Annotated in this window: 14 protein-coding genes; 1 reads left to right on the top strand and 13 read right to left on the bottom strand. The window is 69.2% G+C overall.

Annotated features, from left to right (window positions below):
- Positions 1-96: 96 nt before the first annotated feature.
- From ACWIGI_RS35900 to ACWIGI_RS35880, 5 genes are all read right to left on the bottom strand, one after another.
- The gene (locus ACWIGI_RS35900) at positions 97-420 is read right to left on the bottom strand and encodes a DUF222 domain-containing protein (protein ID WP_454208007.1); all 324 of its coding nucleotides are present in this window, start codon (positions 418-420) and stop codon (positions 97-99) included.
- 105 nt (positions 421-525) lie between these two features.
- A complete protein-coding gene (locus ACWIGI_RS35895) occupies positions 526-1,443 on the bottom strand; it encodes a sterol desaturase family protein (RefSeq protein ID WP_454208006.1) in 918 nt (305 codons plus the stop codon).
- Positions 1,444-1,641: 198 nt separating this feature from the next.
- Positions 1,642-2,661, bottom strand: coding sequence for a DUF6670 family protein (locus ACWIGI_RS35890; RefSeq protein WP_454208005.1), 1,020 nt, complete (start codon positions 2,659-2,661; stop codon positions 1,642-1,644).
- Positions 2,662-2,774: 113 nt separating this feature from the next.
- Complete coding sequence (locus ACWIGI_RS35885; RefSeq protein ID WP_454208004.1) at positions 2,775-3,371, bottom strand: hemerythrin domain-containing protein; 597 nt, start codon at positions 3,369-3,371, stop codon at positions 2,775-2,777.
- A 200-nt stretch (positions 3,372-3,571) separates the two neighbouring features.
- On the bottom strand, positions 3,572-4,204 hold the full coding sequence (locus ACWIGI_RS35880) for a TetR/AcrR family transcriptional regulator (protein WP_454208003.1): 633 nt from the start codon (positions 4,202-4,204) through the stop codon (positions 3,572-3,574).
- Positions 4,205-4,450: 246 nt separating this feature from the next.
- On the opposite strand from ACWIGI_RS35880, the gene ACWIGI_RS35875 reads away from it, so the two are divergent.
- Positions 4,451-5,641: an ATP-binding protein gene (locus ACWIGI_RS35875; protein WP_454208002.1), complete on the top strand. Its 1,191-nt coding sequence runs from the start codon at positions 4,451-4,453 to the stop codon at positions 5,639-5,641.
- A 2-nt stretch (positions 5,642-5,643) separates the two neighbouring features.
- On the opposite strand, the gene dmpG is transcribed toward ACWIGI_RS35875, so the two are convergent.
- Genes dmpG through ACWIGI_RS35835 form a run of 8 tightly spaced genes read right to left on the bottom strand, consistent with a single transcriptional unit; the run spans position 5,644 to position 12,789 of the window.
- Entirely contained in the window at positions 5,644-6,669 is a 1,026-nt protein-coding gene (gene dmpG, locus ACWIGI_RS35870) for a 4-hydroxy-2-oxovalerate aldolase (RefSeq protein ID WP_454208001.1), read from the bottom strand.
- On the bottom strand, positions 6,666-7,598 hold the full coding sequence (locus ACWIGI_RS35865; RefSeq protein ID WP_454208000.1) for an acetaldehyde dehydrogenase (acetylating): 933 nt from the start codon (positions 7,596-7,598) through the stop codon (positions 6,666-6,668). The genes dmpG and ACWIGI_RS35865 overlap by 4 nt, the downstream gene beginning before the upstream one ends.
- Positions 7,599-7,622: 24 nt before the next feature.
- Positions 7,623-8,408 carry a 2-keto-4-pentenoate hydratase gene (locus ACWIGI_RS35860; RefSeq protein ID WP_454208059.1) on the bottom strand — a complete coding sequence of 262 codons (786 nt, stop codon included), beginning with the start codon at positions 8,406-8,408 and terminating at the stop codon, positions 7,623-7,625.
- On the bottom strand, positions 8,402-9,634 hold the full coding sequence (locus ACWIGI_RS35855; protein ID WP_454207999.1) for a cytochrome P450: 1,233 nt from the start codon (positions 9,632-9,634) through the stop codon (positions 8,402-8,404). Before ACWIGI_RS35855 ends, ACWIGI_RS35860 begins: the two co-directional genes overlap by 7 nt.
- Before the next feature lie 51 nt (positions 9,635-9,685).
- The gene (locus tag ACWIGI_RS35850; protein WP_454207998.1) at positions 9,686-9,880 is read right to left on the bottom strand and encodes a ferredoxin; all 195 of its coding nucleotides are present in this window, start codon (positions 9,878-9,880) and stop codon (positions 9,686-9,688) included.
- A gap of 13 nt (positions 9,881-9,893) precedes the next feature.
- Entirely contained in the window at positions 9,894-11,096 is a 1,203-nt protein-coding gene (locus ACWIGI_RS35845) for an NAD(P)/FAD-dependent oxidoreductase (RefSeq protein ID WP_454207997.1), read from the bottom strand.
- A complete protein-coding gene (locus tag ACWIGI_RS35840; RefSeq protein WP_454207996.1) occupies positions 11,093-11,950 on the bottom strand; it encodes an SDR family NAD(P)-dependent oxidoreductase in 858 nt (285 codons plus the stop codon). The genes ACWIGI_RS35845 and ACWIGI_RS35840 overlap by 4 nt, the downstream gene beginning before the upstream one ends.
- A complete protein-coding gene (locus ACWIGI_RS35835; protein WP_454207995.1) occupies positions 11,947-12,789 on the bottom strand; it encodes an alpha/beta fold hydrolase in 843 nt (280 codons plus the stop codon). Before ACWIGI_RS35835 ends, ACWIGI_RS35840 begins: the two co-directional genes overlap by 4 nt.
- Between the last annotated feature and the right edge of the window lie 32 nt (positions 12,790-12,821).

The following is a 12,821-nucleotide window of genomic DNA, read 5'->3' as shown; positions in this document are numbered from 1 at the left end:
GGGTCATAGATGAATCGACCGCACCGGGAAGAACGTGAACGCTTGGGGCCAAGATCTTTTCGGCGATCGAGAGCCGTCGAAGGGTCGTGGTTCGAGTCAGCTCGCCGCCGCGAGCACCCGCCACACCTTTCTGGTCCGTGGGCGAGGGCGAGCCACGGGGGCCGCCATCGCGATGCGGCGCTGCGCCTCCTGGGCGCTGATCCGCAGCAGGTCGATCAGGAGATCCACGGTGTCCCGGTAGCCGGTGCCCGCGGCCAGGCCGCGGCGCTCGGCCTCGGAGACCGCCGCGCGCATGGCGGCGTCCAGGTGCCGGCGGCGGCGTTCGGTTTCGACGAGGGTGCGCAGGAGGTCGACGTCGGTCAGATCCGGCCAGCCCGGTGCGGTGGTCGCCGGGGCCAATGCGGTCGAAGATTTCGTCACGCGGCACAGCATAGCGCGAAATAGAACATATGTTCGATCAGTCGCGGGAATCGGCGCGGGCGGCCCGGGGGCGGTGATCCGCCACCCCGGCGAGCGGCTATCCGGTCACGAGCGCACCCGCGCAGCGGAACCGTGCGTCTCGGGTGTGGCGACCACGGCCTCGACTTCCGGGCGCGGCTGCCAGCCGGGCGGGGCGAAGATGTAGCCGAGCTTGGCGCGCAGGCCGGGGGCGCCGCGCACGTCCCGCACGATTCCCGCGTACTCGCCGTATTGCAGGCGCAGCAGGTTGTAGGTGCCGACGGGCGTGGTCAGACCGTAGGTGGGGCGATGCAGCTCGGGCTGGAAGGTGCCGAACATCCGATCCCAGATGATGAGGATGCCGCCGTAGTTCTTGTCCAGGTACTCCGGATCGCTGCCGTGGTGCACCCGATGATGGGACGGGGTGTTGAGCACGTATTCGATGGGGCGGGGCAGCTTTCCGATCGTTTCGGTGTGCGTGAAGAACTGGTAGATCAGGTTGAAGGCGAAGGCGACGTAGATCGTCCACGGCGCGAAGCCCAACAGCGGCAGCGGCACCCAGAAGGTCGCCTCGGACCACGGATTCCACTTCTGGCGCAGCGCGGTACCGAGGTTGAAGTACTCGCTCGAATGATGGGCCTGATGCCCCGCCCAGGCCAGTCGCACCCGATGCGAGAAGCGATGGTTGCAGTACCAGGCGAGGTCGATGACCAGCATCAGCAGCAGCCAGCTCCACCAGGTGTCGGTGGGAATGTGCCAGGGCGCCACGTACTCCCAGAGAAAGACGTACACCACCAGGGTGGTGAGTTTGAAGATCAGCTGGAAGACCAGCGCGATCGACCCCATGCTCAGGCTGGTGCGCGTATCGCGGGCCAGATAGCCGGTCGCCTGCTCGTGATGGTCGTGCCTGCGCAGGGCAGCGGCCTCGATGAGCATCGACACGAGAAATACCGGCAATGCGTAGAGGATCGGCGAATTGATCTGATGCCACACGGTTGAGAGCATCGGGGTCTCCTTGTTCGACTGTCTTGCAAATGACCGATCGGTCAATTCAAAGGGCACGGGTGTGCACTCCGATTCACCGCCGGTGACGCGGCGGACCGGAGCGTACGAATCAACCGAATCGGGTGAACGGTCAGCGCGAGGGCGCTGCCCCAGGAATCTCGCTCAGCCCGTATTCCGTTGGGCGGGTATATGTTTCAATCAACGGTCACCTATGAATTCGACATAGCCGGTGCCGGTGATCGGCGCGCCCCGAAAGCTACCGATATACCGGTAGCTGCCCGCATAGCCGCCCGCCATTCCATACACGAAGTCGTCGTTGACGGTCGCGCTGATATCGATCAGCGGGTTGCCGTGTTCGTCGTCCACGCTCCACTCGAACTCCGACGCCAGATGCATCGATATGCCGTTGGGGGTCCGGCGCGGCTCCGGTTCGCGGGCGAGGACGTCGAATCGGAAGTTCTTCTCGTACGTGCCACCGTGGTCGGTCAGCGAACGCAGGTACACCGCGCGCTGAACGGGCAGCCCCAGCGGGCCGAGCACCTCGACCATGAGCACCTGTGTGGTGTCGTCGACATTGATGATCTGGTAGGTGAAGAACGCGAACGGCAGCGCAAGATCTACCGCCCGTGCGTATTCCAGGGTGCACAGTCCGGCGAGGTCATGGGTCTCCCCGCGCGTGGTTACGGCGCCCTCGTACCGGCACAGCAGTGACCAGTGGTCGTAGAGACCACCGCGCAGGCGCGCGAAATGCGAGATCTTGTCGGTGGCGCACACCTCGAGGGTGAGCGCGAAATCGGGGTTGTCGTAGCGCAGCGAATAGGCGGGGTGCGAGCCCTCGAGCTGGAAGTCGTCACCGAACCGGATCAGATCCGAGTCCGGTGTCACGATTACCGCCGGATCGACCCGGTAGCCGCGGAACTGGCCGGGAAACGGTGTGCCCGAACCGATCAGCAGATTCGCGGTGTCGGCTGCGGTGGTTTCGATGAGGTGCTCGTTGCGGAACAGCTTCAGCTTCGGCTGACCGATCACGGCGATGACATCGATGAAGTTCAGCGGTTCCGGCAGCCCCGGCAGCATCAGCCCGTAGTGCACGGTCGTGTGGCGCCCGCGCGGCGGGTGGAACGGCGTGGCCGGGTCGAACGGCGTGCCGCGCAACGCGTATGAACCCGACGCGCCGCGCTGAGCCGTACGCAGCAGAGCATCGGCGAACTTGTTCATGCGAATCCCTTCGTTAATTGACCGAGTGGTAACTTACCCATGGGTCAATTAACCGTCAACGCCCGCTCGACCAAGGCCCGCGATCCACGCGTCGGCGCGAACCGGTACGAGGTCTAGGTCGTTTTCTTCATGGCGCCGATGTTCAGAGCTCCCGCGTGGCCGCGCCGCACGGGCTCCCCGGAGTCGGCGTCGACGTCGTTCTCGACCCTCCGCACGTACTCGGCGGGATCGCGATCGACGGGCTCGACCCCGGACAGGTGCCGGGCCTCGAAGGCCGCGAAGTCGACGGCCAACCGGTGTCGGCGCGACAGGGCCGCCAACCGCCGGAAATCGGTGAGGCCCTCGCGTTCCTCCTCGGCCATGTGGTCACTGTTGGCGAGGTTCGCGGCGGCCCCCGCCGCGAACCAGTCCGGGCTGCCGACCCGGTGCCGCGCCACCGCCGCGACCGCGTCCCGGATCTCGTTGTGGTCGCCGATGGCATCGAGGGTCTCGTCCTCCACGCCCGACGTGCGGTGGGCCGCGATACCCACCTGCAGCAGGGCGGGATAGAAGATCTCCTCCTCGGCGAGCGCATGCAACTCCAGGAAGTTCGCGAGTCTGCCCCAGATCGCCGCGAGCGCCCGCGTATCGGATCGATCGATCTGTTCCAGCATCGAGAACAGCCGCCGTTGCTCGTGATGATCGTCGAGAATCAGGTCGGTGATATCCACGGTTTCTCCCCGCTAGGCATCCGGACGAGATCGTTCGCAGCCGCGCACCGCCGCCGTTCCGACGACGGCGGTGATCGCGCGAGCACCTAGGTTGTAGCGCCGTTCGGTGCGAACAGCGCCGTGCCGCGCGGGTGTCGGCCGATATCGAGCGCATACCCGTGATCGACCCGCCGAATCGATGCCGGGTGCACCGCGGTCGCTCAGTCGCCGGCGGCGACGGCCTGGAAGATGCGGCGGCCGCGCACGGACATGTCGGCGGCGGACTCACCGGGGTTCGCGAGCCACCAATTCACCATGGCGGTGACCACGCCGGCCCAGATGTCGGCGACCACGGCGGCGTCGCCGGCGTCCAGGTGGGTGTCGTCGATGAAGATGGCCACCCCGCGGGCGCCCTGGGCGGCGATGAGCCGGCGGTAGTGCTTGGCCGCGGCGTGCGCCGCGCTGCCGCTCGGGGTCGTGCGATCGTTGAGCACGTTCCAGTCGTGGGGGCGGGGCTCGAGCGCGGCGAAGATGGCGGTGATGGTGTCGGTGGCGACGGCGAGCGTCGGCTTCGTCCCGGTCAGCACGGCCTCGATAGCGGCGACGAGGTTCCGGCCGGCCCGCTCGACACACGCGATGTAGAGCTGTTCCTTGGATCCGAAGTAGTTGATCACCAGGGGTTTCGACACGCCCGCGCCGGCGGCGATGGTGGCCAGGCTGGCCCCGGCGTAGCCGAGCGCCCCGAACTCGGCGACGGCCGCATCGAGGATGAGTCGTTCACGTTCGCCGCGCGGGACGCCCTTGGTACCGGCCTTGCGATCGCGCGCGAGCGCCTCCTCCGATGTGCTGGTCACCCCAGCATTATCCAGTGCCCGCGCGGGATGACCGACCGAGCGGCAGAACACGCACGAGTAGAGCGGCAGAACACGCACGCTGGTTGCGGCAAAACACGCACGTAAGTTACGGCTGATCACGTATACGAGTTACGGCAGAACACGCACAATGATGGCACAATGGTCGCTATGACATCGGCATTCTCTTCGTCTCCGATCGGCAGAATCCTCCCTCGACATGCGCATTCCGCCGTGCACGAGGCGCTGATGGATACCCGGGTCGTGCTGGTCAACGGCGCACGGCAGTGCGGCAAGAGCACGCTCATCGCCCGGATCGGGCGGGAGATCGACGCGACCTGGCGCAGCCTGGACCGGCCCGAGACCCGGCAGGCGGCGATCTACGACCCGAGCGAGTTCGTGATCAGCCCGGGGCCGCTGGTGATCGACGAGGTGCAGCGGGTGCCGGAGTTGCTGCTGGCGATCAAGGAGACCGTCGACGCGGACTCGCGGCCGGGGCGGTTCCTGCTGACCGGGTCCGCGCACGTGATGGCGCTGCGCACCGTCCCGGACGCGCTACCGGGCCGCATCGAGACCATCGAGCTGTGGCCGCTGTCGCAGGGCGAGATCGACGGGGCCCCGGACGGATTCGTCGACGCGGCGTTCGCGCACGGTCCCGAGCTGCGGTACAGCGGCAGCGAGAACCGTGACGGGTACCTCGAGCGGATCGTGCGCGGTGGTTTCCCCGAAGCCGTTGCGCGCGTGGGCAAACGACGGTCGCGGTTCTTCTCCTCATATGTCTCGGATCTGATCAATCGCGATGTGATGGAGCTGTCGGAGATCGAGCGCACGACCGAGATGTTCGCGCTCACCAATCTGGTCGCCGCCCGCTCGGGGCAGCTGCTGGTTCCCGGGACCCTCGGCAACGAGCTGGGCCTGCCGCGCGACACCGTGGCCAGGTACCTGCGCCTGCTCGAGGAGGTGTTCCTGATCAAGCGGATTCCCGCGTGGTCCCGCAATCTGACCACCCGCGCGGTCGGCACCCCGAAGGTGATCATGGTCGACTCCGGCATCGCGACGCATCTGTGCGGCGCGGACGCGCGAGCCCTGCGCGCACCCAACGGGCCGCTGGGGCCGCTGCTGGAAAGCTTCGTCACCGCCGAGGTCGCCCGCCAGCTCACCTGGGCCGAGCAGGAGATCCGCATGTACCACTACCGCACCCGGGACAACGTCGAGGTCGACATCATCCTCGAGAACAACCGGCACCAGGTGATCGCCATCGAGGTCAAGGCCGCGACCACGGTCAAGGGCGAGGATTTCCGCGGCCTGCGGCACCTGTCGGACCGGCTCGGTGACGACCTGCTGGCCGGGTACGTGCTGTACACCGGTACCGAGATCCTGCCCTTCGGGCCGAAGTTCCGCGCGGTGCCGATCGACGCGCTGTGGAACCTGCGGCCCTGAACTCAGGCGCTGCCGTTCTCGCGCAGGATCTCCAGGGCGATGTCGATGAGCTGGTCCTCCTGTCCCCCGATGAGTTTGCGCGCGCCCGCCCGGTGCAGCAGCTGGTGCGCGGGCACCCCGTAGCGATCGGCTTGGCGGACAGCGTGTTTGAGAAAGCTGGAGTACACACCGGAGTACCCCATGATCAGGGCGTTACGGTCCAGGAGGCATTCGGCGGGCATGGCCGGGCGCACGACGTCCTCGGCGGCGTCGGTGATGGCGAAGAAGTCGATGCCGGTCTTGACGCCGATCTTGTCGAAGACCCCGATCAGGGCCTCGACCGGAGCGTTGCCCGCACCCGCGCCGAATCTCCTTGTGCTGCCGTCGATCTGCTTCGCCCCCGCCCGAACTGCGGCGATCGAGTTGGCGACGCCGAGGCCGAGGTTCTCGTGCCCGTGGAAGCCGACCTGGGCGTCGTCGCCGAGTTCGGCGACCAGGGCCGCGACGCGGTCACCGACGCCCTCCATCACCAGGGCGCCCGCCGAGTCGACGACGTACACGCACTGGCAGCCCGCGTCGGCCATGATCCGCCCCTGCGCGGCCAGGCGCTCGGGGGTGACGGTGTGCGCCATCATCAGGAATCCGACCGTCTCCAAACCCGATTCGCGAGCGAACCCGAAATGCTGGACCGCGACGTCGGCCTCGGTGCAGTGGGTGGCGATGCGGCAGATGGCCCCGCCGTTGTCGCGCGCGCGGGCGATGTCGTCCTTGGTGCCCACACCGGGCAGCATGAGGAACGCGACGCGCGCGGTGGTGACGGTCTCGGCCGCGATCCGGATCAGTTCCTGCTCCGGGGTTTTGGAGAAGCCGTAGTTGAACGAGGAACCGCCGAGGCCGTCGCCGTGGGTGACCTCGATGACCGGGACGCCGGCCGCGTCCAGCGCGGCGACGATCGGCCGGACCTCGTCGCCGGTGAATTGGTGGCGTTTGTGGTGCGAGCCGTCGCGCAGGGAGGTGTCGGTGACGCGGATGTCCCAGTGATCGCTCATCGCTGCGGGTCCTTCCCGGGGAGGGCGGCGGCGATCTCCTCGCCGACCTTGGTGGCGGCAGCGGTCATGATGTCGAGATTGCCCGCGTACGGGGGCAGGAAGTCGCCCGCGCCTTCGACTTCCACGAACGTGGTGACCAGGGCCCGGCCGCCGGAGTTCACCGAGGGCGCGTCGAACTGGGGCTCGTTGAGGAGCCGGTACCCGGGTACGTAGGTCTGCACCTCGGCGACCATGCGATGGATCGACTCGGTGATGGCGGCGTGGTCCGCGTTCTCGGGGATCGCGCAGAAGATGGTGTCGCGCATGATCATCGGCGGCTCGGCGGGGTTCAGGATGATGATCGCCTTGCCGCGCGCGGCCCCGCCGATGTCCTGGACGCCGCGGGCGGTCACGGTGGTGAATTCGTCGATGTTGGCGCGGGTTCCGGGGCCGGCCGACACCGAGGACACCGATGCCACGATCTCGGCGATCGGCACCTCGCACACCCGCGCGACCGCGTGCACGATCGGAATCGTGGCCTGTCCGCCGCAGGTGATCATGTTGACGTTGGGCGCGCCCAGGTGCGCGCGCAGATTGGCCGGTGGGATCACCGCGGGCCCGACGGCGGCCGGGGTCAGGTCCACCACCCGGATCCCGGCGGCGGCGTACCGGGGCGCGGCGGCGCGGTGCACGCCCGCCGAGGTGGCCTCGAAGACCAGGTCGGGCAGCTCGGCCCGATCCAGCAGCCAGTCCACGCCCTTGTCGGTGGTTTCCAGTCCGAGGCGAGCCGCGCGCCGCAATCCCTCACTGGCGGAGTCGATCCCGACCATCCAGCGCGGTTCGAGCCGGGGCGAGCGCAGCAGTTTGTAGAGCAGGTCGGTGCCGATATTGCCGGACCCGACGATGGCGACCGACGCCTTGGCGGGCGCGGCGGGGTTGTTCTGGGACATGACACTCCCTCGTGCGGAGACGGACTATTCGAAGCGCAGGGCGACCGAGCCCAGACCCGGGAAATCGGCGGTGAATTCGGTGCCTGGCAGCGCGTCGATCGCGCGCGTGCAGGAGCCGGGCAGCACCACGTCCCCCGCGCGCAGGCGGACCCCGTACCGGTCCACCGTGCGCGCGAGCCACGCGACCGCGGTCGCCGGATTGCCCAGCACCGCGTCGCTGCGCCCGCGCGCGACCTCGACGCCGTCGCGGGCGAGTACGGCGTCGATGGCGGTGATGTCGATGTCGCCGGGCGCCACCCGCTCGCGACCCAGGACGTAGCCGGCGGAGGAGGCGTTGTCGGCGATGGTGTCGCACAACCGGATCGACCAGTTCTCGATGCGGGAGTCGATGAGTTCGAGGGCGGGCGCGAACGCCGCGGTCCCGGCGAGCACGTCGGCTTCGGTGCAGCCCGCGCCGGGCAGATCCGCGCCCAGCACGAACGCCACCTCGACCTCCACCCGCGGGCACAGGTAGGCGGCGGTGCGCACCGGCCGCTCCTGCGAGAGCTCCATGTCGTCGAGCAGATGCCCGTAGTCGGGTTCGTCCACGCCCATCATGGCCTGCATCGCGTGCGAGGACAGGCCGACCTTGTGCCCGGCCACGCGCGCGCCCAGCCGCACGCGCCGCCGGATGTTGATCAGCTGGATCTCGTACGCGTCCACCACGTCGAGTTCGGGGTGCTCGGTGGTGAGCGGGCCGATCGGGACACCCGAGCGTTCGGCGGCGGCCAAGCGGGCGGCCAGCGCGTCGCGCAGCCCGGCACTCACCAGGTGACCGGCAGTTCGTAGACCCCGTACGCCAGCCGGTCGTCCTTGAAGGTGACCTCCTCGAACGGAATCGCCAAGCGCAGGTTCGGGATTCGCCGCACCAGGGTGCGGAACACGATCTGCAGTTCCGCGCGGGCGAGCTGCTGGCCGACGCACTGGTGCGGGCCGAACCCGAAGCCGACGTGCTGTGCGGCCGGACGGGTCAGATCGAGGCGTTCGGGCTGCTCCCACGCCCGCTCGTCCCAGTTGGCCGGGGCCAGATCGAAGATCAGCCCGTCGCCGGCGCGCACAGTTTGCCCGCCGATCTCGATGTCCTCCAGCGCGATTCGGCGCTGACCGTTCTGGATGATGCCCAGGTACCGCATGAGCTCTTCGACGGCGCTCGCTACGAGTTTGGGATCGTCGGAGTCGCGCAGCAGCGCGAACTGGTCCGGGTTCTGCAGCAGCGCCAGGACGCCGAGGGAGATCATGTTGGCGCTGGTCTCGTGCCCGGCGATGAGCAGTCCGGTACCGAGCTGGGCGGCCTCGCTGATGTCGATCTCGCCCGAGCGCAGGCGTTCGGCGATGTCGGAGACCACGTCCTCGGCGGGCGTCTCGAGCTTGGTCTTGATGAGATCGACCAGGTAGCGCGAGAGCCCGGCCCGGCTCTCGGCGGCGCGTTCGGCGGTGGCGTAGCGGTCCACGCTCGCCACGGCCTGCTCCTGGAAGTACTCGTGGTCCCCGTAGGGCACGCCGAGCATTTCGCTGATCATCACCGTCGGCACCGGCAGCGCGAGCGCGGCGACCAGGTCGACGGGCTTGGGTCCGGCGAGCATCCGGTCGATGTGCTCGTCGGTGACGCGCTGGATGACCTCGCGCAGGAGGTTCACGCGTTTGACCGTGAAAGGTTTGGTGAGCATGCGCCGATAGCGGCTGTGCTGTTCACCGTCGGTGGTGAAGACCGAGTTCGGGCGGCTGGCCGCGATGGCGGCCATGCCCTCGTTCCAGTGCGGGAACCCGGGCCGGTGATGGTCGACGCTCACGCGCGGATCCGACATCAGGGTCTTGTATTCCTGATACCCGGTGACCAGCCACGGGGTGCTGCCGTCCCAGATCCGCACCTTGTTCAGCGGCGCGATCCGGTTGAGCCGCAACGCTTCCGCGGGCGGGGCGAAGGGACACCCCGCGGAACGGTGCATCGGGTACTCGGCGATCTCGGCCGTGGTCGCGTCGGTGACGGTGTCGGACACGGTTCCTCCTGGGTACGGCCGGGGACCGGGCATCGGCCCCCGGCGATGGGTTCAGTCCTCGACGTGGATGGCGGTGGCCGGGCACACCGCGGCCGCCTGCCGCACGTCGTCGGCGAGTTCGGCGGGTGGGTCGGCGTCGAGCAGCACCACGATGCCGTCCTCGTCGCGCTGGTCGAAGACCTGTTCGGCGTGCATGACGCAGTGCCCGGCCGCGACGCATTTGACCTGATCGACTGTGACTTTCATGGGTTTTCGCTTTCTAGGGCGCCGGCACGGGGGCCGGGGAGTAGACCTCGACGAGCGCACGCCGGTACGCGGCGACCTGTTTGGGCATGTTCCAGCCCAGGACCGCGGCGGGTACGCCCGCGCGATCGAAGGCGAGCACGAATCGGCCGTCGGCCGGATCCCCCTCCACGACTTGGGCGTTCGTGTCGGCGGTGATGAGGCCGTGCACCTGGATCTTGGCGTCGAACTGATCGGTCCAGAAGTACGGGATCGGCTGGTGTGCCCGGGTCGAGCCGGTGATGGTCGCCGCGACGACCCCGGCCTGCAGGGTGGCGCTGGTGCGGTTCTCGAGGCGGATCGCGGTGCCCAGAGCGGGGTGGTGCCAGCGGGCGACGTCGCCGGCGGCGTACACGCCGGGGGCGGTGCGGCCCTGGGCGTCGCAGACGATGCCGTTGTCCAGGGTCAGTCCGCTGCCGGTGAGCCAGTCGGTCATCGGTATCGCTCCGATGGCGACCACGACCAGGTCGGCGGGCAACTCGTGCGAATCCTCCAGTACGACACCGGTTACCGCGCCGTCGTGGGTGGTGCAGCCGCGCACTCCCACGCCCAGGCGCAACCGCACGCCTTCACCGGTGTGCAGGGCGGCCAGGCGCTCGGCGGCCAGGGGGCCGAGCTGGGCTGCCATGGGTGCGCTCTGGGGTCCGGTGAGGGTGACGTCCAGACCGGATCGGCTTGCGGTGGCGGCGATTTCGGCGCCGAGCACCCCTTCGCCGACCACGACGACCCGGCGGGCGGTGCGCAGGGCGTCGCGCAGGGCCAGGGCGTCGTCCAGGGTGCGCAGCAGGTGCACGCCGGTGATGCCCTCGGTGCCGGGGAACAGCCGGGGTGTGGCTCCGGTGGCCAGGACGACATGGTCGGCGGTGAAGTCTCCGGTCGCGGTGCTGACCGTGCGGCTCGCGAGATCCAGTGCGAGCGCGGGCTTTCCGAGGACGAAGTCGCAGTCGTAGCCGGTGAGCTGGCGGGGTGGGCGCAGCAGGGTCTGTTCGGGTCGCCACGTGCCCGAGAGCACCTGTTTGGACAGCGGCGGGCGGTCGTAGGGCAGGTGGTATTCGCTGCCCACCAGGGTGATCGGGTCGGTGTATCCCTCGCGGCGCAGGGCTTCCACGGTGGCGAGGCCGGCGGCCGAGGCGCCGACCACCAGGACGCCGGTGCGGCGCGGGCCGCGTGCGGGGCTCATGACCGCTCCGCGGCCGGTCGGGGCGTCGAGCCGTTGCCGGCAGCAGCCGGTGTCTTCAACGAGCGCAACGGTTTTCCGGCGACCGTACCGCCGTCGATCGGCACCACCGTCCCGGTGACATACCGGGATACGTCACCGGCGAAATACAGCGCCAGCTCGGCCACGTCCTCGGGCGTACCTTCGCGTTGCAGGGGCCGGTCCGCGCGCATGGCGGCGCGGGCGGCGGCGGTGAACTTCTCGCTCACCTCCGAACGCATCGCGGTGGCCGAGGCGGCCAGCAGCCCGGTGGGGATGTTGCCGGGCGCGAGGCAGTTGACGCGAATGTCGTACTGCGCCAGCTCGATCGCCGCGGACTTGGTGAAGTGGATGACCGCGGCCTTGGAGGCGCGATAGGTCTGCACTCCGCCACCGGCCATCACCCCGCCGACCGAGGACAGGTTGATGATCGAGCCGCCGCCGTGCGCGGCCATGTGCTCGCCCGCGTACCGGGTGCCCGCCATGACCCCGAGCAGGTTGACCCCGAGCACTTTCGTGAAGTCCGCGAGGTCGTCGTGCAGGAAGGTCTTGTGCATGGTCCCGGAGATGCCGGCGTTGTTGCACATCACGTGCAGGCCGCCGAACGTGGTCACCGCGTGGGCGACCAGCGCCCGAACCTGTTCGGGGTCCGCCACATCCGCGGTCACGAAGACCGCGTTGTCGCCGTGCGCGGCGATCGATCGGGCGCCGGCCTCGGCGTCGAGATCCGCGACCACCACGCGGGCGCCCGCGGCGACGAAGCGGGCGACCGTGGCCCGTCCGATGCCGCTCGCGCCGCCGGTGACGACGGCGACCTTGCCCGCCAGTTCGTCGGTCATGGCAGCTTCTCCTTTCCGGTCTGCGCGCCGAGGAACTCCAGCAGCAACGCGTTGACGAGCTCGGGCCGCTCCAGTTGCGGGCAGTGCCCGGCCTCGGGCACGACCGCCGCGCGGCCCTTGGGGATTCGGTCCGCCAGGTCCGCCGCCCAGCCGGCGGGCAGCAGTTTGTCGCGCTCGCCTTCGATGAGCAGTGCGGGGACGGTGATGCGGTCGTAGGCGCGCTCGCTCGACGGCGGTGGCGGCGCGTCCAGGCCGGGTCGCCGGAAACGGGCCGCCGCCAGCGCTTCCCACGCACCGGGGGCAACGCTGGACTCGTACCGCCGGGCCACGAGGGTCTCGTCCGCGGGGAAGGAGCCGGCGTGGAACAGCGCGGTGACGATGGCGCGCATCCCCGGCACGGTGGCGTCGTAGTCCTGTAGGGCTCGCATGTGCTCGTTCTGCTGGATCTCCCCGCCGCCGCAGATGGCGACGAGACTGCGCATCGCGAGCCGGGGCGCGCCGGAGGTGGCGTCGACGAGCAGGTTGATCGCGCCCATCGAATTGCCCACGAAGTGCGCCGAGTCGATCCCGAGCAGGCCCAGCCAGCGCGCGATGTGCCGGATGCGCAGGCCCCGCCCGTCGGTGAAGTCTACGAGCTTGGCCGAGTGCCCGTACCCGAGCATGTCGGGGGCCAGCACCCGGTGGTGCGCGGCGAGCGCGCCGATGGTGTGCTCCCAGGCGATCTCGGCGCACCCGCCGAACTCCCCGCCGTGCAGCAGCACGACGGGTTCCCCGGTTCCGGCCTCGAGATAGCTGGTGACCGCACCGTCCACGACGAGCGTGCGGCGCACGGCGCTCACGCGGACCTCACCGAGTCGACCGCCTCGTCCGC

The organism is Nocardia sp. NPDC055321 (genome assembly GCF_053645575.1).
This window is presented reverse-complemented; position numbering and strand designations above follow the sequence as displayed.